General features: G+C 71.0%; 27 protein-coding genes. 17 read left to right on the forward strand and 10 right to left on the reverse strand.

What is annotated here, in order from left to right:
- Positions 1 to 117 precede the first annotated feature (117 nt).
- From ACWFRJ_RS25295 to ACWFRJ_RS25305, 3 genes are all read left to right on the forward strand, one after another.
- Positions 118 to 1,557: an SWIM zinc finger family protein gene (locus ACWFRJ_RS25295; RefSeq protein ID WP_453535147.1), complete on the forward strand. Its 1,440-nt coding sequence runs from the start codon at positions 118 to 120 to the stop codon at positions 1,555 to 1,557.
- 163 nt (positions 1,558 to 1,720) lie between these two features.
- Complete coding sequence (locus ACWFRJ_RS25300; protein ID WP_453535150.1) at positions 1,721 to 2,158, forward strand: hypothetical protein; 438 nt, start codon at positions 1,721 to 1,723, stop codon at positions 2,156 to 2,158.
- Between the two features lie 330 nt (positions 2,159 to 2,488).
- A complete protein-coding gene (locus tag ACWFRJ_RS25305; RefSeq protein WP_453535726.1) occupies positions 2,489 to 4,345 on the forward strand; it encodes an FUSC family protein in 1,857 nt (618 codons plus the stop codon).
- A 25-nt stretch (positions 4,346 to 4,370) separates the two neighbouring features.
- On the opposite strand, the gene ACWFRJ_RS25310 is transcribed toward ACWFRJ_RS25305, so the two are convergent.
- Complete coding sequence (locus ACWFRJ_RS25310; RefSeq protein ID WP_453535153.1) at positions 4,371 to 4,856, reverse strand: DUF3574 domain-containing protein; 486 nt, start codon at positions 4,854 to 4,856, stop codon at positions 4,371 to 4,373.
- Positions 4,857 to 5,177: 321 nt separating this feature from the next.
- Between ACWFRJ_RS25310 and ACWFRJ_RS25315 the strand changes: the two genes are divergently transcribed.
- A complete protein-coding gene (locus tag ACWFRJ_RS25315; protein ID WP_453535156.1) occupies positions 5,178 to 6,239 on the forward strand; it encodes a phosphatidylinositol-specific phospholipase C domain-containing protein in 1,062 nt (353 codons plus the stop codon).
- 40 nt (positions 6,240 to 6,279) lie between these two features.
- Here the strand turns inward: ACWFRJ_RS25315 and ACWFRJ_RS25320 are convergent, their stop codons facing one another.
- Entirely contained in the window at positions 6,280 to 6,777 is a 498-nt protein-coding gene (locus tag ACWFRJ_RS25320) for a winged helix-turn-helix transcriptional regulator (RefSeq protein WP_453535159.1), read from the reverse strand.
- Between the two features lie 103 nt (positions 6,778 to 6,880).
- On the opposite strand from ACWFRJ_RS25320, the gene ACWFRJ_RS25325 reads away from it, so the two are divergent.
- A complete protein-coding gene (locus ACWFRJ_RS25325) occupies positions 6,881 to 7,342 on the forward strand; it encodes a nuclear transport factor 2 family protein (RefSeq protein WP_453535162.1) in 462 nt (153 codons plus the stop codon).
- 21 nt (positions 7,343 to 7,363) lie between these two features.
- Here the strand turns inward: ACWFRJ_RS25325 and ACWFRJ_RS25330 are convergent, their stop codons facing one another.
- Positions 7,364 to 8,320: an endonuclease/exonuclease/phosphatase family protein gene (locus ACWFRJ_RS25330; protein WP_453535165.1), complete on the reverse strand. Its 957-nt coding sequence runs from the start codon at positions 8,318 to 8,320 to the stop codon at positions 7,364 to 7,366.
- 105 nt (positions 8,321 to 8,425) lie between these two features.
- On the opposite strand from ACWFRJ_RS25330, the gene ACWFRJ_RS25335 reads away from it, so the two are divergent.
- The 3 genes from ACWFRJ_RS25335 to ACWFRJ_RS25345 all read left to right on the forward strand — a co-directional run bounded on the left by ACWFRJ_RS25335 (position 8,426) and on the right by ACWFRJ_RS25345 (position 10,973).
- Entirely contained in the window at positions 8,426 to 9,787 is a 1,362-nt protein-coding gene (locus ACWFRJ_RS25335; protein ID WP_453535168.1) for an amidohydrolase, read from the forward strand.
- Positions 9,788 to 9,941: 154 nt separating this feature from the next.
- Positions 9,942 to 10,631 carry a DUF899 domain-containing protein gene (locus ACWFRJ_RS25340; protein ID WP_453535171.1) on the forward strand — a complete coding sequence of 230 codons (690 nt, stop codon included), beginning with the start codon at positions 9,942 to 9,944 and terminating at the stop codon, positions 10,629 to 10,631.
- A gap of 114 nt (positions 10,632 to 10,745) precedes the next feature.
- Positions 10,746 to 10,973: a hypothetical protein gene (locus ACWFRJ_RS25345; RefSeq protein WP_453535174.1), complete on the forward strand. Its 228-nt coding sequence runs from the start codon at positions 10,746 to 10,748 to the stop codon at positions 10,971 to 10,973.
- 56 nt (positions 10,974 to 11,029) lie between these two features.
- On the opposite strand, the gene ACWFRJ_RS25350 is transcribed toward ACWFRJ_RS25345, so the two are convergent.
- Positions 11,030 to 12,931, reverse strand: coding sequence for an ABC transporter ATP-binding protein (locus tag ACWFRJ_RS25350; RefSeq protein ID WP_453535729.1), 1,902 nt, complete (start codon positions 12,929 to 12,931; stop codon positions 11,030 to 11,032).
- A 311-nt stretch (positions 12,932 to 13,242) separates the two neighbouring features.
- Between ACWFRJ_RS25350 and ACWFRJ_RS25355 the strand changes: the two genes are divergently transcribed.
- Positions 13,243 to 13,404: a thiamine pyrophosphate-dependent enzyme gene (locus ACWFRJ_RS25355; RefSeq protein ID WP_453535177.1), complete on the forward strand. Its 162-nt coding sequence runs from the start codon at positions 13,243 to 13,245 to the stop codon at positions 13,402 to 13,404.
- 132 nt (positions 13,405 to 13,536) lie between these two features.
- Here the strand turns inward: ACWFRJ_RS25355 and ACWFRJ_RS25360 are convergent, their stop codons facing one another.
- Entirely contained in the window at positions 13,537 to 13,989 is a 453-nt protein-coding gene (locus ACWFRJ_RS25360) for a hypothetical protein (protein ID WP_453535180.1), read from the reverse strand.
- A 45-nt stretch (positions 13,990 to 14,034) separates the two neighbouring features.
- Positions 14,035 to 14,511 carry an ATP-binding protein gene (locus ACWFRJ_RS25365; protein ID WP_453535183.1) on the reverse strand — a complete coding sequence of 159 codons (477 nt, stop codon included), beginning with the start codon at positions 14,509 to 14,511 and terminating at the stop codon, positions 14,035 to 14,037.
- Positions 14,512 to 14,666: 155 nt separating this feature from the next.
- Here ACWFRJ_RS25365 and ACWFRJ_RS25370 point away from each other — a divergent pair, with 155 nt between their 5' ends.
- Both ACWFRJ_RS25370 and ACWFRJ_RS25375 read left to right on the forward strand, forming a co-directional pair.
- Positions 14,667 to 15,527 carry a helix-turn-helix domain-containing protein gene (locus ACWFRJ_RS25370; RefSeq protein ID WP_453535186.1) on the forward strand — a complete coding sequence of 287 codons (861 nt, stop codon included), beginning with the start codon at positions 14,667 to 14,669 and terminating at the stop codon, positions 15,525 to 15,527.
- A 93-nt stretch (positions 15,528 to 15,620) separates the two neighbouring features.
- A complete protein-coding gene (locus tag ACWFRJ_RS25375; protein ID WP_383272964.1) occupies positions 15,621 to 15,836 on the forward strand; it encodes a DUF397 domain-containing protein in 216 nt (71 codons plus the stop codon).
- Between the two features lie 27 nt (positions 15,837 to 15,863).
- On the opposite strand, the gene ACWFRJ_RS25380 is transcribed toward ACWFRJ_RS25375, so the two are convergent.
- The 3 genes from ACWFRJ_RS25380 to ACWFRJ_RS25390 form a co-directional block, all read right to left on the reverse strand.
- Positions 15,864 to 17,354, reverse strand: a complete 1,491-nt coding sequence (locus tag ACWFRJ_RS25380; protein ID WP_453535189.1) for a glutamate synthase subunit beta — start codon at positions 17,352 to 17,354, stop codon at positions 15,864 to 15,866.
- 95 nt (positions 17,355 to 17,449) lie between these two features.
- Positions 17,450 to 17,929 (reverse strand): anthrone oxygenase family protein, encoded by a 480-nt coding sequence (locus ACWFRJ_RS25385; RefSeq protein ID WP_453535192.1) that lies wholly within the window; start codon positions 17,927 to 17,929, stop codon positions 17,450 to 17,452.
- Between the two features lie 258 nt (positions 17,930 to 18,187).
- Positions 18,188 to 18,883 (reverse strand): DUF2293 domain-containing protein, encoded by a 696-nt coding sequence (locus ACWFRJ_RS25390; protein WP_453535195.1) that lies wholly within the window; start codon positions 18,881 to 18,883, stop codon positions 18,188 to 18,190.
- Between the two features lie 90 nt (positions 18,884 to 18,973).
- Between ACWFRJ_RS25390 and ACWFRJ_RS25395 the strand changes: the two genes are divergently transcribed.
- The 3 genes from ACWFRJ_RS25395 (at position 18,974) to ACWFRJ_RS25405 (ending at position 20,650) form a co-directional block, all read left to right on the forward strand.
- A complete protein-coding gene (locus tag ACWFRJ_RS25395; protein ID WP_453535198.1) occupies positions 18,974 to 19,615 on the forward strand; it encodes a uridine kinase in 642 nt (213 codons plus the stop codon).
- 79 nt (positions 19,616 to 19,694) lie between these two features.
- On the forward strand, positions 19,695 to 20,099 hold the full coding sequence (locus ACWFRJ_RS25400; RefSeq protein ID WP_453535201.1) for a PPOX class F420-dependent oxidoreductase: 405 nt from the start codon (positions 19,695 to 19,697) through the stop codon (positions 20,097 to 20,099).
- Positions 20,100 to 20,230: 131 nt separating this feature from the next.
- Positions 20,231 to 20,650: a CBS domain-containing protein gene (locus ACWFRJ_RS25405; RefSeq protein WP_453535204.1), complete on the forward strand. Its 420-nt coding sequence runs from the start codon at positions 20,231 to 20,233 to the stop codon at positions 20,648 to 20,650.
- Between the two features lie 62 nt (positions 20,651 to 20,712).
- Here the strand turns inward: ACWFRJ_RS25405 and corA are convergent, their stop codons facing one another.
- Positions 20,713 to 21,849, reverse strand: a complete 1,137-nt coding sequence (corA, locus tag ACWFRJ_RS25410) for a magnesium/cobalt transporter CorA (protein ID WP_453535206.1) — start codon at positions 21,847 to 21,849, stop codon at positions 20,713 to 20,715.
- Positions 21,850 to 21,996: 147 nt separating this feature from the next.
- On the opposite strand from corA, the gene ACWFRJ_RS25415 reads away from it, so the two are divergent.
- The 3 genes from ACWFRJ_RS25415 to ACWFRJ_RS25425 all read left to right on the forward strand — a co-directional run bounded on the left by ACWFRJ_RS25415 (position 21,997) and on the right by ACWFRJ_RS25425 (position 23,798).
- Complete coding sequence (locus tag ACWFRJ_RS25415; RefSeq protein WP_453535209.1) at positions 21,997 to 22,809, forward strand: class I SAM-dependent methyltransferase; 813 nt, start codon at positions 21,997 to 21,999, stop codon at positions 22,807 to 22,809.
- Between the two features lie 81 nt (positions 22,810 to 22,890).
- Positions 22,891 to 23,379, forward strand: a complete 489-nt coding sequence (locus ACWFRJ_RS25420) for a VOC family protein (protein WP_453535212.1) — start codon at positions 22,891 to 22,893, stop codon at positions 23,377 to 23,379.
- Between the two features lie 53 nt (positions 23,380 to 23,432).
- Positions 23,433 to 23,798: a cupin domain-containing protein gene (locus tag ACWFRJ_RS25425; protein WP_453535215.1), complete on the forward strand. Its 366-nt coding sequence runs from the start codon at positions 23,433 to 23,435 to the stop codon at positions 23,796 to 23,798.
- Positions 23,799 to 23,801: the final 3 nt, after the last annotated feature.

Here is a 23,801-nt window from a genome sequence, read left to right on the forward strand (position 1 = left end):
GATGATCGTGCGGGCGGTGCTGGTGACGGCGATCGAGCTGACCGTGGAGGGGCAGGCGGGGCCGGTCGTGACGGACGGTCCGGTGTGCCTCGCGCGGGTCGTGACGGACGGTCCGGCATGACACCCGCCGAGCGTGCCGAGCGAAACGCCAAGACGGCTGCCGAGCGTGCCGCCGTGACCCCCGCCGAGCGTGCCGCCGTGCCCCCCGCAGACCGTGCCGAGCGAAACGCCACAACTCCCTCCGCCCGCCCCTCCGCCCGCCCCGCCGCCCGCACCGGCATGACCGCCGCCCGCCTAGCCAACAACACTGGCCGCATCTTCCCCCCGCTCCCTCGACACCCCGACCCCCAAGCCCCGTTCGCCACCTCCTGGTGGGGCAACGCCTGGATCGGCGCCCTGGAGGGGACGTCGCTCGATGCCGGGCGCCTGGCACGCGGGCGGGCCTACGCCCGTGAGGGGCACGTCGACACGATCACGGTCGCACCGGGCCGCATCGTGGCGTACGTACACGGCAGCCGCCCCCGCCCCTACCGCGCCGAGATCCGCATGCGCACCCTCACACCGGAGGACTGGGACAACTTCCTGGACGCGGTGGCCACCGAACCGGCACACATCGCGGCGCTCCTGGACAAGGACATGCCGCACGCACTGGTGGAGGCGGCGGACCAGTCCGGCATCCAACTCCTCCCAGGCTCTGGCGACTTGGTCCCGTCCTGCACGTGCCCCGACCACGGCCGCCCCTGCAAGCACGCGGCAGCGCTCACGTATCAGACGGCGAGACTCCTTGACGCGGACCCCTTCGTACTCCTCCTCCTGCGAGGCGGAGACGAACAGGTACTGCTCGACGAACTGGCCCGGCGCAACGCGCAGCAGGCGGCCCGCGAGCAAGCCACCACGTCGCCGGGCGCGACCGGCGAAACCCTGCCCGGCACCCTGGCCCGCGACGTCCTGGCAACGGACTACCGCCCGCCGCTCCCACCCCCGCTACCCGCTCCCGCCCACCCGGGCGAACCCCCGCTCCTCCCCTCCCTCCCCGGCGCCCCCAACCCCACATCCCTGGAGTTCCTGGCCACGGACGCGGCATCCCGGGCCCACGCCTACCTCACCACCGGCGCGGACCCCTTCGCCGCTGCCGACCCCTGGCACGACGCGATCCGCCTTGCCGCCTCCCACCCCGGCCTCACGGGCCGCCGCAGCTTCAGCCGCCAGTTCGCCGAACTGGCGAGGTCGGTGGACCACACCCCCGCCGACCTCTCCCGAGCGGCAGCGGCCTGGCGCCAGGGCGGCGAGGAGGGCCTCGCGCTCCTGGAGTCCCCCTGGGACCCCCCGGCGGGCCCCTTCGACCGAGCCCGGGGCGCCCTGATCACGGCAGACCTCCCCCGCATGACGATCCACCGCAACCACCTCACCAACGCCTCCGGCTCCCTCCAACTCCGCTACGGCCGAGACGGCCGCTGGTACCCGTACCGAAGCGAACCGGGCCGGGACGACTGGTGGCCGGAGGGCGAGGCGGACACGGACCCGGTGGGGGCGGTCACGGGAATGATCGCCCCGTGACCGACTGCCGAAGTGTCCCTGATTGCACCCCTTATAGGGATCGGGTATTGCACAAAAGTGCAATATGAAACTTAAAATTCCCGTCAACTCCCGTCAGTGCCTCTTTTGGGTGCGCCGAGTTGCCTTAATGTTTTCGGCGGCACCAAAAACACGGGAGGAAAGAATGAAGAGGATTCTGCGGGGACTCGGCGTCGGCTCGGTCGCGCTCGCCTGCGTATTCGCGGGCAGCGGCGGAGCCCAGGCGGCCACGGGGCACGGAAAGTCCTACCACGGCTGCACGAACTACGTGAAGGTATGGCGCAGCCACGGCAAGGTGTATGCCTACGGCTACCAGAAGTGCAGCAAGAAGCTCCCCATTCAGCGCCCTGACGCAGCCATGAGCTCCTACAAGAGCGGAAAGCTGAAGGACTACTCGGGTGCCAAGCTGGGCGGCTGCCGCAACTCGAAGTCCTGCAAGTCCCCGACGGTATCGCTGAAGGTCCACAAGGGCTACAAGTACCGGGCGACGAATTCGGGAAGCGGCACGATCGGAATTCCCGATGAGGGCGACTTCAACTGGCCGAAGCGTACGCATGCCGTGAAGTGGTACACGGCCCGGTAATAGCCCTGCGGGCTTGAGAGAGGGCTCGAGGGAAGGCTTGAGAGAGCTTTCGGTAAGGGGCTTATAAAAGGCAGGTTAAGGCAGGTTCTCCGTCACGGGGGAGAACCTGCCTACAGCCATGGTCAGGCGCCGCCGACGGAGCGGAGCGTCCGCCGGACCACCCGCGCGGCGTTCACAGAACGCCCACCGAACGTCACATCACGGAAATGCTCCCGTTCCTCCCTCTGCACGAACACCGTTTAGGGTTGATCCCAAGCCAAGGCCGATGTCGTCCGGCGGTACACGTACCCGTTCCGATGACGACAGGAGCACGTGAAACCAGTGATCCCGCTGATCCCGCGCGCTGCCACTTCCCTTCCGCCCTGGCTCGGTCATGCCCTGCGTACGCAGCGTGGGCCCGTGCCGTGGCACTCCGTGGTGCGGGGTGCGCTGGCCGCCGGGCCGTTGCTCTGCGCGGGTGTGGTCGCCGGGCGGGTCTCCATGGGGGTCGTCGCCGCGCTCGGGGCCATGCTGGCCGGGATCAACGACAGGCCGGGGAGCAGGCGCGTCGCCGTCCGGCGGCTCGGGGCGCCCGCGCTGGCGGGCGCGGGCGGGATGCTCCTGGGGGCCTACGTCGCCGATCGCGTCGGAGGGTCGTATCCGCTGCCCCTGCTGTTCGCGGTGCTCGGCCTGCTCGCCGGTGCCTTCAGCGCCGTCGGGCCCGTCGCGTCGGCCGGCGGCACACAACTGCTCGTCGCCGCCGCCATCGGGGCCGGGATGCCGTTGCCCGAGCCCGGGTGGCAGCGCGCGCTGTTCTTCCTCGCCGGAGCCGGGTGGCTGCTCCTGCTGAGGCTCCTGCTGCCTTCGCCCTCGCCCGGCACGGGGTGGGCCGGTGTCGGTGGCGGCGCCGGCGGCGGACTTCCCTATCGGCTTGACGGCGAGCGTGCCGCAGTCTGCGCCGTGTATGAAGCTGTCGCCTCGCTCCTCGACTCCGCGGGCACCCCCGAATCGACCGCCCGCCGCGCCGCCCTCACCGCCGCACTCGACCAGGCACAGGACGCCCTCTCCGGGCCGCGTCTTCGGCGGCGCGCCAGTTCGGCTGCCGAGCGGCGGCTGCACGCGCAGTACCGCGCCGCGCTGCCCCTCGGCGAGGCGGCGACCGCGCTCGCCTGGGCCGACGAGCCGCTCCCCGAACGTGCGGGAGAGGGGCCGCGCCGCCTCGCCGCCGCCATCCGCGACGGCGTTCCCTGCGGGCCGCTGCCCGCGCCCGCCCGCTCCGGCGCCGGGCTCCGCGCCCTCGACGACGCGCTGCTGCACGCCGCCGAGGCCTTCGACGGCGGCACCGCCAGGCCCCCGCACGGGCGCGGGCGCGGCCCCGTCGACGTACTGCGCACGGCGATCGGCCCCGGCGGGCGCGAGTACGGCGTGCGGGTCGCGCTCTGCTTCGGGGCGAGCACCGCGGTCGCGCAGGCCCTGCACCACCCGCACTGGTACTGGCTGCCCGCCACCGCCGTCTTCCTGGTCAAGCCCGACCTCGGGCCGCTCGCCTCGCGCGTCCTGTGCCGCGCCCTCGGCACCGTCCTGGGCGCCGTGCTCTTCGCGGGGCTCGCCGCCCTGCTGCCGCGGCCCGCCGGACTCGTCGCCGTCGTCGCCGTGTGCGGTGCGCTGATCCCCGTCGCCACCCGCCACTTCGCCGCCCAGACCGCCGTCGTCACCGTGCTCGTCCTCGCCCTCGTCATGGTGGGCGGCGAGCCACAGGCCTCCTGGGGGCGTATCGGCGAGACGCTGCTGGCCTGCGGGATCGTCCTGCTCGTCGGGCATCTGCCCTGGCCGGTGCAGCGCGGGGGCCGCGTACAGGACCGGCTTTCGGCCGCCCGTGAGTCCGCGCACGCCTATCTGCGCCACGTCCTGAGCGGCGCCCGCGACGGTGGTTCAGCCGACGCCGAACACCGTGCCGCCCGCTGGGCCCTGCGGCGCGATGCCTACCGGACGCTGGCCGAGGCCCGTGCCGCGATCGACCTCGCGGCCGCCGAGCTCCCCACCCTCGCGCGGCACTCCGCGGGCTCGGAGCAGGTGGCGGTCACCCTCGAACGCCTCGTCGACACCACGACCGCCTGCGCGGTGCACGTCGACGACACGGGTCGCCTGCCGCGGCGGCACGCGGAGCGCATCGACGCGCTGCTCGCAGAGCTCACCGCGGTGGCCTGACAGAACCGGACGGCGCGAGCGCCCCTCAGAAGTCCACGCGCAGCCTGTCGTCGAGCCGCGCCACCGAGTCCTGCGCGTACTCCTTCACGTAGTCCTTGCGGATCTCCTCGATCAGGGCGTCGCTCTTGTGCGCCCGCGACGTCGGATACAGCAGGATCAGCTCGTACGAACGCTCCCGCTCGATCTTGCCGTTCGAGTCCCGCCACTGGCCGCGGCCGTCCTGCACGGTGAGCCCGTCGGGGAACGACGGCGTCACCTCGACGTCGATGAACTTCATGAACTGCTTGTCCGTCACGTCGGGTCCGCCGTCCGGGCGTTCGGTCCCGAAGAGGAGACGGGTCTCCGTATAGGCGTCGCCCCGCGACACCTGGGTCGTGGTGGTCGTGCCGGGCGTCCGCGCGCCCGTGTCGAGCGTGGCGTACGCGGCCGGTGCGCCGACGGCGAGCACCGCGGCGACGGCCGTGGTCACGGCGAGACGGGTGCGGGAGACGCGGGAGAGGGTGAGGGGCATGGGGGCTGATCCCTTTCTGTGGCTGTTCCGTGGGGGCAGATCGGTGGGGGCGGATCAGTTGCTACGGGTTCCGCGAGTTCTGCGGGTTCGTGAGTTCTACGGGTTCGCTAGTTCTACGGGTTCCGTGAGCGGGCGATGCTCTGAGTACGTTGATCCATAACCGGCGCAGACGGTAGCGGACTCGCCGCAACCCCCGCCCTCTCCCTCGTGGCCGCACGGCTGGATATCTCTCCTCTCCCGTAAATCGCCGTCTTCCCATACGCCACTCAACTCCCATACGTTTCATCAGAATTGACCGGAGCGGTGGAGGGAACAGCTGACATGAGGGCACGTACAGGGGCAGGCCTTGCCATGGTGGTCGCGGCGGCCGGCGCGCTGGCGCTCGGAACCGCCGGGTCGGCGAGCGGCTCCGCATCCGCCGCCGACGATCCGGCGCCGCAGTCGCCGTACGCCTCCACCACCGGCGTCGGCGTCCACAACGCCTACGAGAAGTCGAAGTTCCCGTACTTCGCCGACGCGCTGGACTCGGGCGCCGGGATGCTCGAACTCGACGTGTGGACCAATGTGTTCGGCAGCGGCTGGCGGGTCTCGCACAGCAACCCGGTCGGCAACGACAGCAACTGCGAGAACGCCACGAGCCCGGCCGAATTGCGCACCAAAGCGCGTAATCAGAGCTTCGCGGGCTGCCTCTCCGACATGAAGAGCTGGCACGACGCCCACCCCGGCCACCGGCCCATCCTCCTGAAGGTCGAGCTGAAGGACGGCTTCCAGGGGAAGAACGGACGCGGGCCCGCCGACCTCGACGCCCTCCTGACCAGCAAGCTCGGCGACGCCGTCTACCGCCCGGGACAGCTCACCGGAGGGCACGCCAACCTCGACGAGGCCGTACGGAGTGACGGCTGGCCCCAGCGGAGCGCCCTCGCGGGGAAGTTCATCGTCGAGCTCATCCCCGGCACCGTCGAGCAGAGCAACCCGCTCGACACCCTGTGGACCGACCGCGAGTACGCCACGCATCTGCGCGACCTCGCTGCGGCCGGGCGCCTAGGTGAGGCCGCGGCCTTCCCCGCCGTGCTCGGCGCCGAGGCTGGCGATCCGCGCGGGCGGTACACGGACGCGGCGATCCGGCCCTGGTTCGTACTGTTCGACGGGGACGCGTCCAAGTACGCGGGCGGCACCATCGACACGAAGTGGTACGCCGACCGGCGCTATCTGGTCGTCATGTCCGACGCCCACAACGTCGCCCCGGCCATCGACTCCGTGAACCCGACCGAGACCCAGGCCCGGGACCGTGTCGCCCTGCTCGCGCGCGGCAACGCCAGCATCGTGTCGTCGGACTGGTATCCGCTGCCGGGTGTGCTCTCGACGGTGGTCCCGCGCGGCTGAGGCTCAGCCCTCAGCAGCACGGACCTCAGCAGCACGGGCCTCAGCCCGCGGGCAGCACCGTGTGCACCAGCGCCGTCCCCGGCGCCGTCCGCCCGCCGGGGCCCGGCGTGTGCGTCACCGTCCCCGGAGTCAGCTCCCCGCCGCAGTGCGCGCACGTCACGCGGGGCTCGGCGGGGTGGCCGCAGGTGTCGTGGACCGGCAGCAGGGGCGGTCCTTCGCCGCCGGAGCGGTGGCGGTCGCCCCAGGTCATGAGGGTCAGGACGGTGCCGTAGAGCTCCTGGCCCGCGGGTGTCAGTACGTACTCGTGGCGCACTGGGCGGTCCTGATACGCCCGGCGCTCCACGACGCCCTCGGCGGCCAGGTGCTCGAGGCGGTCCGCCAGGATGTTCGTCGCGATGCCCAGGTCGGCACGGAGATCCTCGTAGCGGTTCAGGCCGAGGAACAGGTCGCGCAGGATCAGCACCGTCCACCGGTCGGCCGTCACGGCCGCCGCGCGCGCCACCGAGCAGTGCATGCGGGCAAAGCGTTCGCCTCTCATGGCGCCCACGGTACTCGCTTGTCGTTTGCAAGGAACCGGCTTACGGTGATGTGTGCAGGCCCCTTGTGAATTGCAAGCCACTCTCTCGCCGGAGGTGCCCCCGATGTACCACGCCATCGTCCGCCGCAAGGTCCGAGCCCTCTGGCGCATCGCGGGTGACGGCAGCGGCAACTACCGGCCCGCCGTCGCCATGGCCGCCCCCGATCTGAAGTTCCGCTTCATCGGCGACGGTGTCCTCGGCGCCGAACTGCGCGGCCCCGATGCCTTCGCCGACTGGTTCGAGCGGGCCAACCAGCGCATCCCCGGCATGCGGCTCAGCCTCACCGACGTGGTCGTCAAGGGCTGGCCCTGGAACACCCACGTCGTCGTCCGGCTGCGCATCGAGGCGACCCTCGCGGACGGCAGCCTGTACGAGAACGAGGGCATCCAGTGGGCCAGGATCCGCTGGGGGCGGATGGTCGAGGACACGGTCCTCGAAGACACGCTGCGGCTCCAGCAGGCATGGGAGCGCCAGGAGGCGGCGACGGCGGCAGCGGTCGGGGCGGCGGCGACCAGCCGGAGCTAGGGGCCTAGCCGGAGCCAGGGCCTAGCGCTCGATCCGGATCCACACCGGCGCGTGGTCCGAGCCCCTCGCGTCCCTGCGTACCGCCGGATCCTCGTCGTCCACCGACGGCAGCGCGGTCGCCGTCGAGCCAGGCACGCCCGTGCCCGCCGCCGTGACCAGGCTCAGAAGGCCGCGGCTCACCAGGACGTGGTCGATCAGCTCGCGGCGCCCCGCACGGATACGGGAGTAACGCTGCTCGGCCGGGATGCGCGGGGCCACGTTCCACAGCCGCTGCGCGTCGCCCTTGTCCGGCTGGTCGAATCCCGTGGTGCCGATCTCGGAGCCTGGCGGGCCGAGCAGGATCTGGGTCGTCGCCGCCGACACCTCGTCGTTCAGATCGCCGAGCACCACGACATCGTGCTCGCGGCCGTCACCCTGTAGGAGACGCCCTGCCATCGAACGCACCAGCGTGGCCTCCGCCGCACGCCGGTTCAGCGCGTACGCCCCGAAGCGGGCCCGCTCTCCCTCGTCCCGCGGCGTGAACCGGCCACCGCCGTACGAGAGCAGCTTCGACTTCAGATGGCAGACGGCCGCGTCGAAGAAGAAGGCGCGCGTCGAGACCGTCACCGCGAGCACCCCGCGCCCCGCCCGCGCCACCGGCTTGCCCGCGTCGCTGACCTGCACGGGCCGCAGCGGGGCGGGGAAGCGGTTCTCGTCGGCCACGACCGAGACCGGGAGCGAGCTGAGGAAGCCGACGCGGGTGCCGCGCTCGTCCGCGTGCTCCGAGAGCGTGGTGTGCCAGGTGCCCTCAAGCATCCCGGCCAGGTCCGTGAGGGCCTCCGGGTCGCCGACCTCCTGCACGCCGAGCACACTCGGGTTCAGCGCCCTGATCGTCGCCGCGAGCGAGGCCAGCTTCGCCTCGTAGGCGGCCTTGTCCTTGGGTCCGAACCTGCCGCCGGGCCGGTAGAGGTTCTCCAGGTTCCACGTGCCGAGGAGCATGGCGGGCTCCAACTGTTCTCGCGCGGTGGATAGTTGACGTCAGCGTGCTCGCGAAACGGGCGACGCGACAGGGCACGGGATGCGCACTCCCCGTACCGTGAAGAGATGACGCCGCCTCCCGCGCACGGCCCCGCCGACCTCGTCATCACGGGCTGCACGGCCCTCGCCCACGACGCACAGGGCCAGATCGGTTTTCTCGACGACGCGGCCATCGTCGTGCGCGACGGTCGCATCGAAGCCGTCACCGCCAACCCCGTGGTCGCGGGGCTCCAGGCCGCCGAGCACATCGACGCGCGCGGGAAGGTGGCCCTGCCGGGTCTGATCAACTGCCATACGCACACGCCGATGGTGGCCCTGCGCGGCATCGCCGAGGATCTGCCGGAGCACGAGTGGTTCAACGACTGGATCTGGCCCATCGAGTCGAATCTGACCGAGCGGGTCGTCGGACTCGGCGCGCGGCTCGCCTGCGCCGAGATGATCCGGGGCGGCGTGACGACCTTCGCCGACCACTACTTCGCGATGGACACCGTCGCCGACGCCGTCGCCCGGAGTGGTCTTCGCGCCAATCTCGGCGCGGCCTTCTTCTCCTCGCAGGGGCCCGAGGGCCGCGCCGCATCGCTGGAGTTCGCACTGCGGCAGCGCGGCGCCGCCGACGGCCGCATCACCACCTCGCTCGCCCCGCACGCCCCGTACACCGTCGATGACAAGGACCTCGCCGCGACCGCCGAACTCGCCCGCGAGCACGGCCTCATGGTCCATCTGCACGCGGCGGAGAACCGCGCCCAGACCGACAACAGCCTCGACCGCCACGGCCGCACCCCCATCGAGACCCTGCACCGCACAGGGCTGCTCGACGTCGACGTCCTCATCGCGCACGGCACCGGCATCCTCGACCGCGACCTGCCCTTCCTCCAGGAGGGCACGGGGCGCGTCGCCGTCGCGTCAGCGCCCCGCGGCTACCTCAAGTTCGGCTGGGACACCACGCCGGTGCGCGCCCTTCGCGAGATCGGCATCCCCGTCGGCCTGGCCACGGACGGCGCCGCGTCGAACAACACCCTGGACGTGTGGGAGTCCATGACGCTCACCGCACTCGTGCAGAAGTCCACGCTGCGCGACCCGGCGTGGCTGACCGCGCGCCAGGCCCTCGACCACGCCACGCTGCAGAGCGCGCGGGCCGTCGGCCTGGGGGACGACATCGGCAGCCTCGCGCCGGGCCGCCGCGCCGACATCGTCCTCGTCGACATCGACGGGCCGCACACCCGGCCCGTGCACGACCTCGCGGCCACGCTCGTGCACAGCGCCCGCTCGTCGGACGTCACCACGACGATCGTCGACGGGCGGATCCTGATGCGCGACCGGCGACTCCTCACCCTCGATGTGCCGGAAATCGTGGGGGAGTTGGAGGCCGAGCTGCCCGCCCTGATCGACCGCGGCCACGGGAAACGCATCCAGGAGTACGAGGGCTGAGGAGTACGAGGCCTGAGGAGCACGAGGCCTGAGGGCGAGCGGGGCATTCTCCGAAGTTTCTTCGCGGCGACCGATGAGTTCCGACGATCCCGCAGGTCACCCCTCTCAGAGGTACGGATCCGAGGGGCGGGTCCGCAGGAGGGACTGACGGATCATGGGACTTCCCGACATCGTCACGCGCGAGGAGTGGCTCGCCGCGCGCAAGGAACTGCTCGCCAAGGAGAAGGCGGCGACCAGGGCGCGTGACGCGCTCAACGCCGAGCGGCGCCGGCTTCCGATGGTCGAGATCGAGAAGGAGTACCTGTTCGACGGGTCCGACGGCAAGGCGACACTGTTCGACCTCTTCGCCGGAGACGCCCAACTGATCGTCTACCACTTCATGTTCGCCCCGGAGTGGGACGCGGGATGCCGCAGCTGCTCGGCGTTCATCGACCAGATCGGCCACCTCGCCCATCTGCGGGCCCGCAGCACGAACTTCATCGCCGTCTCCCGCGCGCCGTTCACCAAGATCCTGCCCTTCAAGGCGCGGATGGGCTGGACGGTGCCGTGGTACTCCTCGAACGACAGCGACTTCAACCACGACTTCGACGCCACCGTCGACAAGGGCGAAGGATCCTACGAACAGCCCGGCCTCAGCTGCTTCCTGCGCGACGGGGACCGCGTCTTCCACACGTACTCGACGTACGACCGCGGTCTCGACTGGATGGCCTCGTACTCCAGCTTCCTCGATCTCACCGCCCTCGGCCGGCAGGAGGAGTGGGAGGAGCCGAAAGGCCGCTCGACGGGGCTCGGGGCTCCGGCGGGCAGCAGCCGACTGCGGTATCACGACGAGTACGAGATGTGAGGAACCGGTACAACTCGGTGTCAGGTACGTCACGTTGCGAGTCCTTCAGGCCCCTCGGCGCGTTCTACTTCGAAAGAGTCCTATGAGGACTGCCAACGGGGGAGCAGAAGGACAATGATGAACAGTCGAGTGGTACTGGAACGCTTTCCGGCCGGTGGGTCGCGAGGATCGTGGCCCGCGGAGGAGTTCGCGCGGGCCCGCCGTATGGAGGGGCAGCAGGCGGAGGTCGTGATGGACCTCGCCTCCGACGCCTTCCTGGTGATCGTGCGCGGGCCCGCCCCGACCGGCGTGACCGCGGTGACGGATCTGGCCGATCTGGCCGAGATAGCCGCCGCCGCGTAGGCCCGAGCATGCCCTCAGCGCTCAGCGCTCAGGCCTCAGACCGCAAGCCTCAAGCCTCAGCGCTCGGCGTGCCCGTTCGGTGAGGGGACCTTCGCCGTGAACTGGTCGGCCTGCAAGGCGTACAGCTCCGCATAGACACCACCCGTCCGCAGGAGCTCGTCGGGTGAGCCCGACTCCACCAGACGCCCGCCCTCCAGGACGTGGACCAGGTCCGCTTGGCGCACCGACGCAAGGCGGTGCGTGATGAGGATGACGGTCTGGCCCGTTCCGGCAAGGGCCCGGATCTTCTCGAAGACCTCAAGCTCGGCGCGGGCGTCGAGCGCCGCCGTCGGCTCGTCCACGATGAGGATGCTGCCGCGCCGGTACGCGGCACGCGCGATGCCGAGCCGCTGCCACTGACCGCCCGACAGTTCGTGCCCGCCGGTGAACGCGCGGGCCAGCAGCGTGTCGAGCCCGCGCGGCAGATCGGCCACGACGTCCCCGGCACCGGCCTCCCCGACGGAAGTGCCGATCCGGTCGTCCGTGAGCGGCACCGACGACCGGCCGATCGCGATGTTCACGCGCGCCGTGAACGGCCAGCGCTTGAAGTCCTGCGCCACCATCGCGATACGTTCCGCCAGCTGATGCCGGTCCGCGGTCGCCGCGTCCACGTCGTCCCACAGGATCCGGCCGTCCTTCGGCGCGTACAGGCCCGCGAGCAGCTTGACCAGCGTGGTCTTGCCGGAGCCGTTCTCGCCCACGAGGGCGACGATCTTCCCGGTGGGAAGAGTGAGGGAGATGTCGCTGAGCGCGTCCTTGTCCGAGGCTCCCGGATAGCGGAAGGTGACGTTCTCGAACCGTATCTCCCGTGGATCCGCGGGCAGTTCGGCGCCGCCGACCGGGATCGCGCGCTGCGCCGCCTCCACGAAGAGCCGCTCCAGGTCGCCGACGAACAGGGCGTCCTCGTGCAGGGAGTTGATCTCCACCACGAGGGTGTCGAGATTGGAGGCGCCGGTGCGGATCGCGATGACGGCGGTGCCCGCCACGGAGAGCGCCATCGCCCCGGCGAGCATCAGGCCGCCCAGCGTCGCGTATGTCGCCACGGTGGCGAGCCCCGTCCAGGCCGCCGCGATCAACCCCGTCCGGGCGGCGAGCCGCGCCAGGCGCGCCTGCTCCTCCTCCGCGGCCTCCGCCATGGACCGGAAGTGCCGCAGCAGGAACGGACCCACGCCGTGCACCCTGATCTCCGGGGCCGCCCGCGCCTCCGTGAGCAGACTGCCGATGAGGCGCCCCGCGCGGGCGTGCTGCACCCAGGCGTGGAAGGAGACATAGCGGCGCCGGGCGATCGTCAGGGCGCTCCACGCGCTCGGCAGGGTCATCGTCACCAGGAGCGGGAGCAGCAGCGGGTGCAGGACGGTCAGCACGCTCGCCGCCGCGATCAGCGAGATCATCGCGTTCACCACGCGCGTGGCGATGCCGATCATGCGGCGGGCGGACGCGGCTCCGTACTGCGCGGTGTCGAGCAGCTTGTGGAAGGCGTCGTCCTCGATGGCGGAGAGCTCCACCGACGCCGCCCTCTCCAAGTACTGCTCGGTGGCGACGCGTTCGACCTTCGGTTCGAGTCGGCCCGTCGCGTACGTCGACGCGGCGCGCAGCAGCGCGGCCACGAGCAGCACGCACGCCATCGTCACCAGGGCGGGCGCCGCGCCGCGCAGCCGGTCGGCCACCGGAGCGTCGGTCATCAGACGGCCGAGGACGCTGTTGACCGCGAGGAGGCTCACCGCCTGGGCGAGCCCGCGGCCCACCTCGGAGCCGATGACGATGCGCGCGGCCCGCCGGTCGGCCTGCCGGGCGAGCCGGAAGCTGGCGGCGAGGAGTGCGGGAAGCCGCTTCAGCATGGACCGGAACCCCAGCTGGAGGAAGGCCTCCTCGTACTGGGCCCAGCCGGTGTCGTAGCGCAGGGGGCCGCCGAAGAGCAGCGCCTCGGAATCCGAAGTCCCGCTCTGGGGGCGGCTGTTGTTCTGCTTTTCGTTCTGCTTTTCGTTCGTCTGCTTCTCCCTCTGTGTTGTGCGTACGTCGGATGTGGGCTTGCAACCCCGGGCAACTGTTGCCGGTTCGTCCGGGCCGCAGTGCCATACCCCATGCACGCAGCTCCGCACCCGCGCAGGCGAAGGAGTTCTTCCGTGAGCGACACAGTCCGGACACCTCGAGCGCCCCATGAGCAGGGCCTTGACGGCTCCGCACCGCTTGACGCGTATCGCACGATGCGTACGGTCCGTGACTTCGAGGAATGCCTCGCTTCGTCCACCTCTGCGCAGGTGAGGAGGCATCAGCCACCGGAGTGCGCGCCCATCTCGACGACGACCGCGACGTCATCGCCTCCACGCACCGTGGCCACGGCCACCGCATCGCCGAGCACGCCGACGTGAAGTCGATGATGGCCGAGATCTAGGGGCGCACGACCGGGGCGTGTCATGGCGAGGGGAGGCGAGGGGAGGCGAGGGGAGGCGAGGGGATGGGGGCTCGGGGCGGCTCCGGCGGGAGGGTGCCGCCCCGGCGTACAACGGTGCAGGTGGTTTGGGCCCTACGCCCGTACGGTCCTCGACCATGCCGGAGTGGTCCCCGTCGCCCTGCACCACGCCAGATACAGCGGAATCGGAGGCGTATAGGGAACCTCGCCCCCGGAGGGGCTGTGGATCAGTGAGGGAGCGCGCCGGGCGCCCGGCACCACGGCTCCCGCGGAGTAATAGGCGGGGGACGGCCACTCCAGGGCGACATCGGAGTCGGCCGGCACGATCCACCACCAGCGCGCCGCGTCCACGTCCTCGTACACACACCCGGCGCGAGGCAACCGCGCCATCAGCAGGGGTCCGAACCGGGAAGGCACCGAGACCGCGTCACACCCCAGGGGCTGCGACATCCCGTCCGGGAGGGCGAGCCGTGTCAGGGGCGGTGGGGAGGCGGCGGCAGACCGCCTCCGTTCGAAGCGGACCAGCGTGTCCAGATCCAACAGCCGCCGCACCGTCACCGTGCTCACACGCCCCCTGTCCACGTCGTCCTCACGCCCGCACCCTCACTCACGTCACGCCCGCAGTTCCGCCCATACGGTGAGGCCTGCTCCGGGACCCTCGTCCCGCACACCCCACGCGTTGCTCACCGCTTCGACGAGGAGCAGTCCCCTCCCGTGCTCGTCGTCTGCGTCGGGCCCCTCCTGGGCGGGCCGCGGGACACCTGATCCGTATCCATCGTCACGCACAGCTATGCGCAGTGTCCCGGGCCGTGTGCAGAGCTCGCAGACGATCCGGTGGCTCGCGGTGTGCACGATCGCGTTCGTCACCAGCTCGGACACCACGAGGGCCGCCGCTTCGCGGGCCTCCTCGCCTATGTTCCAGCCCAGGAGCTGGGCTTTAGCCAGCTGTCTGGCCTGCGCGGCGGAGCCCGGCCGTGGCACGAGCGCGAAGCTGACGCAGAGCTCGGAGCCGCTGTCGGCCCACATGTCGGCGGAAACGCCAACAGGGGCTTCGGCGGCAGCTGTGTGTAACGGCGCGGGCGGAGTCACGCCATCCACTATCGCCCCGCCGGGAACACCTTGGCAAGACCCACTCTGAAAAGTGCACAGTGGCGTGTCCCTTCTAGACGGCACATGGCACACTGCTCGCAACGGCTCCAGGTGCGGAGTGAATTGGCATTACATGGAGTACGTGGAGGTAGGACGTGAGCGAACCGCGGTCCGCGCCGACCGTCGGCCAGGTCGTCCTCGGCCGTCGCTTGCAGGACCTGCGTGAGCGCGCGGGCCTCAAGCGAGAGGAGGCGGCGCGGATTCTCCGCGTCGCCCCCGCCACGGTCCGCCGCATGGAGATGGCCGAGGTCGCGCTCAAGATCCCGTATCTCCAGCTCCTCCTGAAGTCCTACGGCGTCGCCGACGACGAGGCCGACGCCTTCGTTACGCTCGCCGAGGAGGCGAACAAACCGGGCTGGTGGCAGCGGTTCCACGACATCCTGCCGGGCTGGTTCAGCATGTACGTCAGCCTGGAGGGGGCGGCCAGCCTCATCAGGTCCTACGAACCGCACTTCGTGCCCGGCCTGCTGCAGACCGAGGAGTACGCGCGTGGTGTGATGCGCTCCGGGGCGATCGGCCAGACCCGTCCCGAGGACGTCGAGCGGTATGTGGCGCTGCGGATGGAGCGCCAGTCGCTGCTCAGCCGTGACGACGCGCCACGGCTCTGGATAGTGATGGACGAGACCGCCCTGCGCAGACCGGTGGGCGGTTCCGATGTGATGCGCGAGCAGATCGACAAGCTGCTCGAAGCCGTCGAACTTCCGCACGTGACGTTGCAGATCGCGCCGTTCGCGGCGGGTCCGCACCCGGGCACGTACGGGCCGTTCGTGCTCTTCCGCTTCGCCATGGCGGAACTGCCGGACATGGTCTACAGCGAGTACCTGACCGGCGCCGTCTATCTGGACGCGCGCACCGAGGTCGCGACCCACCTCGAGGTCATGGACCGCATGGCGGCGCAAGCCGCGACGGCACAACGCACAAAGGAGCTCCTGAGGGACCTCCGCAAGGAGCTGTGAATGGATCGACACCGAGCCGGTACGCGACCCGGGTCCAAGCCCGGAGCCGGGTCACGCCCCGAGTCCCGGGACGACTCCCGGATCTACAACGGCATGCCCGCGCGTGACCTCGGCAGCGAGGGCTGGCACAAGCCGTGGAGCGGTGGCAACGGCGGCAACTGCCTGGAGGCCATGAAGCTGGCCGACGGCCGGGTCGCGGTCCGCCAGTCGGCCGATCCGGACGGTCCTGCGCTGATCTACACGTACGGCGAGATCAACGCGTTCATCCAGGGGGCGAAGGCGGGGGAGGCCGACTTCCTGCTGTCCTGAGCAGGCGGCGGCCCTGACCAGGCAGTTTCATACGGTCATCGGGCGGTCGTACGGCCCGATCGGTGCCGCGAGCTGGGTCGTGCCCGTCAGCCAGCGATCCACGGCGGCCGCTGTCGCGCGGCCCTCGGCGATGGCCCACACGATCAGTGACGCGCCGCGGGCCGCGTCGCCCGTCGCGAAGACGCCCGGCACGTTCGTCGTGAAGTCCGCGTCGCGTGCGAGGGTGCCGCGGTCGTCCACCTTCAGTCCGAGCTGCTCGACCAGGCCGCCCGGTGTCCGCTCGGGCCCGCAGAAGCCGAGCGCGAGCAGCACCAGATCGGCGGGGAGCGTACGGGTGGTGCCGGGCCGCGGGCGCCGATCCGCGTCGACCTCGGTCAGCCGCAGGGAGCGCACCCGGCCCGCCGCGTCGCCGCTGAAGCGGAGGGTGGAGGCGGCGAACAGGCGCGCGTCGGCGTCCGCGGCGGGAGCGGTGCGCAGCTCGCCCGCCTCCTCGTGCGCGCCGGAGAGGCGGTAGACCTTGGGGTACGTCGGCCAGGGCTCGGCCAGTTCGTCGCGCAGGTCACCGGGCCGCTCGTAGATGTCCAACTGCGTGACGGACGTGGCCCCTTCGCGCACCGCCGTACCCAGGCAGTCCGCTCCGGTGTCCCCGCCGCCGATGATCACGACATGCTTGCCTGCGGCGGACAGCGGCGATGTGTCGACGTCGCCCTCGCACACGCGGTTGGCGAGCGGGAGGTACTCCATCGCCTGCTGGATGCCGGCCAGCTCCCGCCCCGGCACGTCCAGGTCGCGCCAGGCGGTGGCGCCGACGGCGAGCACCACCGCGTCGTACCTGGCCCGCAGCTCCGCGGCGCCGATGTCCCGCCCGATCTCGACGGACGTACGGAAGACCGTGCCCTCGTCCCGCATCTGCGCGAGCCGCCGCTCCAGGTGGTGCTTCTCCATCTTGAACGCGGGGATTCCGTACCGCAGGAGCCCGCCCGCGCGGTCCTCGCGCTCGTACACGGCGACGGTGTGACCGGCCCGCGTCAGCTGTTGCGCGGCGGCGAGTCCGGCAGGTCCTGAGCCGACGACGGCGACGGTCTTCCCGGAGTGCCGGTCCGGGGGGCGGGCCGGATTGAGACCGTCCTGCCAGGAGCGGTCGGCGATGGCCACTTCGACGTTCTTGATGGTGACGGCGGGCTGGTTGATCGCGAGGACGCAGCCCGCCTCGCAGGGGGCGGGGCAGAGGCGCCCGGTGAACTCGGGGAAGTTGTTCGTGGCGTGCAGCCGGTCGGCCGCCGCGCGCCAGTCGGAGCGCGAGACGAGCTCGTTCCAGTCGGGGATCAGATTGCCCAGCGGGCACGCGTCGTGGCAGAAGGGGATGCCGCAGTCCATGCAGCGGTCTGCCTGCCGCTCGACGATGGGCAGCAGCGCACCGGGGACGTACACCTCGTCCCAGTCCTTGACCCGTTCGCCGACGGGTCGGCGCGGCCATTCCTGGCGGGTGGTGGTGAGGAAGCCTTTGGGGTCGGCCATGGCCGTCTCCCTCGGGTGCTTTCACAGGCTTCCGGCCACTGTACGACGGGTGGACGGGCCCGGCACGTTCGAAGGGGGACGAGTGTCGGGTCAGGTCAGGTCAGGGCGAGGGTGAAGGCCGCAGCCGCGGCCAGCGATGCGCCGACCCGGACGTGGTTCCACAGGGTCCACTCACGGACGTACGCACGCCAGTGGTCCGCGCTCTGCGGCGCCCGCGCGTCGAGCTTCGCGAGGGCGTCGTTGCGGGGGACGTTCGCGGCGATGGTCACCCCGAACGAGCCGAACAGATACAGCGCGCTGCCGAGGAGCAGCTCGACGGTGTGGTCGTCGGGCCAGAGCACGAAGGTGACGACGGCGACGACCGCGCTGAGTCCGGCGGCGCCCATGAACACGGTCATGAACCCGGCGGTGAGTGCCTTGACGTTGATCGACTGCATCGCCGCGATGCCTTGCTCCGGGGGCAGCGCGGCCAGGCCCTGCATGACGAAGGTCGAGAACGCGACGAACGCCCCGGCGACCAGGCCGCAGGCGAGTGCGCTCAGCACGACGAGCACGAAATACGGTCCCTCGATCATGGCAACTCCCGCGTTGAGTAAGGCAGCCGGCAGGTGAGTGAGCCGCAGTGATCCTCCATGGCGCGGCCCCGCACCACAAGTGAATTGCCCTTGCCGGGGTGGGGTCCATGTGCGGGCCGCGCGGGCGCATGCGCGGGCGTCTGGCCTGGGGGCCCGGGGGGCGCTGTTCCTGGCTTGGGGTGGGCGGGAAAAAATCCGGCGCGAAGCGACGGTCCAGGCCCCGCAACGAGGCAGGCCCCGCCAAGGGTGCACCCCACCTCACACCGCCAAGCCCCTCCGCTCAGGCCCCTGCCAGCCCCGAAGCACCGCCTCCACCGCAGGAGCGATCCGGCGACGGGCCTCCCCCCGGGGGACCCCGCTCATGAGGAGGCGGTCGTACGGAGTCTCCGTGTGCCGGACGGCGGCCACCACCGCCCCCGTCACAGCCCCGGCCGACAGGGCCCGCCCCGCCGCGCTCCTGCCCACCCGCCCACTGCCCCGCACGGACGCGTGCGCGGCGATCGCGCGGGCCCGCTCCTCGGGGCACCCGGGGAAGAGGCGGCGTATCTCGTCGGAGAAGGCCGCGGTGAAGCGGACATCCTGCGCGGCCCGGCGCACCGCGTCCCGCGCCCGACGGCGCGCCCGAGCCTCCGCGTCGGCGAGGCACCGCTCCTCCGCCCGCGCCAGCGCCTCCTCCTCGACGAGGACGCCCTGGCGCTCGTACCGCCCCTGGCGCCGATTGAAGCGGATGACCACCGCGGAGAGCCCGCTCCCCTCGCGGGCCCGACGCGTCAGCGCGGTGTCGCCGCGTGGCAGGAAGACGAGATGGCCCAGGTCGGCGCAGTCCAGACAGCGCGGCTCGGCGTCCGCGATGACCAGGAGGGCGAGCGGCCCGCCACGGCACTCCGCGCAGTGGCGGTGCTTGAGGGGCTGGATGGCGAGAAGTCCGCTTCGGGGGAGGGGAATTGGTGCCATACAGGGTTCATTCCCCGGTCGGCGGACGCGTACCGTCGTGGGGGAGGGGCGGGAGAGCCCGGCGACACCACGGCGGGACGGCCCTGCATCATGGGACGGGTGCGACTCGAAGCGATCACCTGGGACCGGCTCACGGACACCCTCGCCGACCGCCTGCTCGACCTGAAGACGGCGGACGCGAGCCCCTGGCCCCGCATCGCCTTCGACGGGGCCCCGGCGGGCAGGCCCGGCGAACTGGCCCGGAGCGTGGCCGACGCGCTGCGGGTGCGCGGGCGCTCCGCACTCGTCGTCGGCACGGAGGGCTTCCTGCGCCCCGCCTCGCTGCGCCTCGAATACGGGCGCGAGGACGTGGAGTCGTACTACAGCGGCTGGTTCGACACCGGCGCGCTCTGGCGCGAGGTCTTCGGGCCGCTGGATCCGGGCGGTACGGGACGGGTGCTGCCCGACCTGTGGGACCCGGCAGCGGACCGCGCGACACGCAGCCCGTACGTCCAACTCGAGTCCGGCGCAATGCTGTTGCTGCACGGCCCGCTACTGCTCGGCCATTGGTTCCCCTTCGATCTGACGGTCCATACGAGTCTTTCGCCGGGCGCCCTGCGACGACGTACGCCGGAGAGCGAACAATGGACGCTGCCCGCCTTCGAGCGGTACGAGACGGAGGCGGACCCCGGCGCGGTGGCCGACGTGGTCGTACGCGCGGACGATCCACGGCACCCGGCGTGGAGCGGCTGAGGGGTCTGACGCGCAGGAGAGATGAAGGCGAGCACCGAAAGCCCTTTTATGTGCACGTGCATGTAGTTAGAGTCTGGGCATGGCTACGGAAGCGCTCCACTTCAGCGATTCGGTCCGCACCCTCCTCGACGGCAAGAACTTCGCGGGCATCGCGACACTCGGACCCGACGGCGCACCCCAGAACTCGGTGGTGTGGATCAAACGGGAGGGCGACGCCGTGCTGTTCTCCTCCACGGCACGGCGGCAGAAGGTCCGCAATCTCGAACGCGACCCACGCGTCAGTGTCTCGGTCTTCGACCTGGCCGACCCGTACACGTCGGTCGAGATCCGTGGCGTCGCCGAGATACTCCCCGATCCGGAGAAGCGGCTTCCGCACGAGCTCTCGCACAAGTACCTCGGCATCGACCCGCCCGGTGAGAAGGACGAGGAGACCCGGGTGATCATCAGGGTGATCCCGCAGAAGGTCGTCGGCTTCTCCGCCTGAGGGGAACCCGCCCATGCGAGGGGGTGCCCGGCTCCGGCGTGCGGACCTCCGCGGGCCCGGCGAGAATGAGGGGCGCCGGGACTAGCGGCGCCTCCGCGCCGCGCCGGCCGCCCGGCACAGGGAGGTACCTCATGACCACCGCCGGAGACATCATGCACCGCGGCGCCCAGTGGATCCCCGCACACGAGACCCTGGACCGCGCCGCACAACTGATGCGTCAGCTCGACGTGGGCGCGCTGCCCATCAGCGACGCGAACGAGCGGCTCTGCGGCATCCTCACAGACCGCGACATCGTGGTCGGTTGTGTCGCGGTGGGGCACGACCCGTCCCGGGTGACCGCGGGCGACATGGCCAAGGGCACACCGCGCTGGATCGACTCGGGCGCGGGCGTCGACGAGGTCCTCCAGGAGATGAAGAGCAGCCAGATCCGCAGGCTCCCGGTCATCGAGAACAAACGCCTGGTCGGCATGATCAGCGAGGCCGACCTCGCCACGCACCTCACCGACGACCAACTCGCGGGCTGGGTCGAGAGCGTGTACGCGAAGGGCTGACCGCCGGACGCCGCCGGAGCTATTTCTCGGCTGCCGCCCGTGGTTGGCATGGCCCGCGCAGCCTAGAGCCAGCCGTTGCGCCTGAAGCCGCGGTAGAGCGCGAGACAGGTGGTGACGATCACGCCGATCACCAGGCCGTATCCGTACTTCCAGTGCAGTTCGGGCATGTGGTCGAAGTTCATTCCGTACACACCGCAGACCATCGTCGGTACGGCGATCACGGCGGCCCAGGCGGTGATCTTCCGCATGTCCTCGTTCTGCGCGACCGTCACCTGTGCGAGATGGGCCTGAAGGATGGAGTTCAGGAGTTCGTCGAAGGAGGCGATCTGCTCCGTGACCCGCTTGAGGTGGTCGTCGACGTCCCGGAAGTAGGCCTGTATCTCCGGGGCGACCGCCCGCATCGGCTGGGTGGCGAGGATCTGCAGAGGGCGGCCGAGCGGCACCACGGCCCGCTTCAGCTCGAGGAGTTCGCGCTTGAGTTGGTATATGCGGCCGGGGTCGGCGCGCTCCCCGTCCTTGGAGAACACGTCCATCTCCACCTGGTCGATGTCGGCCTGCACCGCGTCCGTCACCACGAGATAGTCGTCCACGACGTGGTCGGCGAGCGCGTGCAGGACCGCCGCGGGTCCCTGCGCGAGCTGCTCGGGCGCCGATTCGAGTTCTTCGCGCAGCGGACCGAGCGAACCATGGCGGCCGTGCCGCACGGTGACCACGAACTCCGCGCCGACGAAGACCATGATCTCGCCGGTGTCCACCACCTCGCTGGTCGCGGTGAGTTCGGCATGTTCGACGTAACAGACGGTCTTGAAGACGGCGAACAGGGTCTCGTCGTACCGCTCCACCTTCGGCCGCTGGTGGGCGTGGACCGCGTCCTCCACGGCGAGCGGGTGCAGGTCGAACAGTTCGGCGATGCCCGCGAACTCCTCCTCCGTCGGCTCGTGCAGCCCGAGCCAGACGAATCCGTCACCGCTCTTGCGGACGCGCTCGACCTCCTCGACGAGGTCGCGGCCGTCCTCCTGGCGCACGCCGTTGCGGTACGTCACGCACTTCACCACCGCCGAGCCCAGCGGGGAGCGGGCGGGGTGGCTCAGGTCGACGCGCTTGTGCTTGCGCACGAACTGGGCGACCCGCGCGACCTTCCGCAGGCCGCCTACCTTGCGGAGGTTCCCTACCTTCCGCAGGTTGCCTGCCATCGACATGCGTGGCTCCTCGTTCTGGTGACTTGGCGTGCCAGTCTGCCAGTACGTCCCGACATCGCGTCCCGAGCCTGTGGGAACGGAACACTCCGCTCCAGGTGTTCGGAGCTGCCTCCCGGGCGTAAGCCGGATAATTGGGATAATCGCCGCATGACGCTCATTGACGGCTATCTGACGGGCAATCGGAATCGGCACGCCGAGGGGGCCGCCGACGGGGCGGGTGCGGGGCAGCGCTCCGAGGCGTTCTCCGCGCTCTTCGACCCCACGACCTTCCGGCACATCGAGCGGCTCGGCATCGGGCCGGGGTGGCGCTGCTGGGAGGTCGGCGCGGGCGGTTTCTCCGTCGTCTCCTGGCTCGCCAAGCGGGTCGGCCCCACCGGACGGATCCTCGCGACCGACACGGACATCTCCTGGCAGACGTCGGCCGCCCGGCCGCCGGTCGAGGTGCGTACGCACGACGTGGGGGCGCAGGCGCCGCCCGGCGGGGGATTCGATCTCGTCCACGCGCGGCTCGTGCTCGCCGGGGTGCCCGACCGGGAACTGGCGCTGCGCTCGATGATCCGGGCGCTGCGCCCCGGGGGCCGCCTGCTGATCGAGGAGGCCGATCCGGCCCTGCAGCCCCTGCCCTGCCCGGACGAGCACGGCCCGGCGCAGCAGCTTGCGAACCGCCTGCGGCACGCCCTGATCACCCAGCGCGGCACCGAACTCGCGTACGGACGTGGTCTGCCCCGTCTGCTCCGCGCGGCGGGCCTGCGCCAGGTGGAGGCCGACGCGTACTTCCCGCTGACCTCGCCCGCCTGCGCGGCCCTGGAGACGGCCACGATCCAGCAGTCCCGCACGGCCCTGACCGCCGCGGGTCTTGCCACGGACGCCGACATCACCGACCACCTCGCGAACATCGCATCGGAGCCGATGGACCTGGCGACCTCCCCCCTGATCTCGGCGTGGGGGAGGAAGGCCTAGAGCAACCGCCCTCCCCGGCGGTCGGTCGGCGGGTCCCGCCCGACCCTTGCGGCGCCGGGGGCGGGGCAGCAGCCTGGGTGCATGACGGACAACACGGCACGTCTCGACCACGTCGTTCTGTGGGTGCGCGACCCCGCGGCGGCAGCCGGCTTCTACGAGAAGGTGCTCGGCCTCGAACCACTGCGCGTCGCCGAGTTCGCCGCGGGCAAGGCCTCGTTCCCCTCCGTGCGGCTCAACGAGGAGACCATCTTCGACCTCGCCCCGCTCACGCTCGCCGAGCGCATGAACGTCGTGCCGGGCGCGGACAAGAGCGCGGGCCACCCGGTCAACCACGTCTGCCTCGCCCTGGCTCGGACCGGCTTCGAGGCGCTGCGTGCCCGCCTGGAGGAACACGGGACGCCGGTGTCGGACATCGCGCACGACGCGTTCGGCGCTCGCGGCAGGGCTCTGCGCAGCTTCTACTTCCGCGACCCGGACGGGAACATCTTCGAGGCGCGGCACTACGGAGAGGCGGAAGAAGCCGGGGAGACCGGAGAGGTCGGAGAGACCGGAGAGGCCGGGGAGGGCTGACCCGACCCACCCGTGCCGGAGTGCCGTGCGGGGCCCGGCTAGGGTGACCGGCCATGACCACGAATGATCAAGCTGTCGCGTCCTTCGCCGTACACATTCCGGATGTCGACCTGGAGGCCGAGCCCCTCGACCCCGAGCAGATCGTCTCCGGCACCCCGGAAGTCACCGGGAAGGTCCTGTGGGAGTCCGCCGACGGCAAGCAGCTGCGCGGGATCTGGCAGATCACGCCCGGCGTCGTCACCGACACCGAGGCCAACGAACTCTTCGTGGTCGTCAGCGGCCGCGCCACGATCGCGGTCGAGGGCGGTGACGTGATCGAGGTCGGCCCCGGCGACGCGGCCGTTCTGCGCGAGGGCGACCGTACGACGTGGACCGTGCACGAGACGCTGCGCAAGGCGTACCACATCACGCTCTCGTGACCA

It is taken from the genome of Streptomyces sp. NPDC055239, assembly GCF_053606205.1.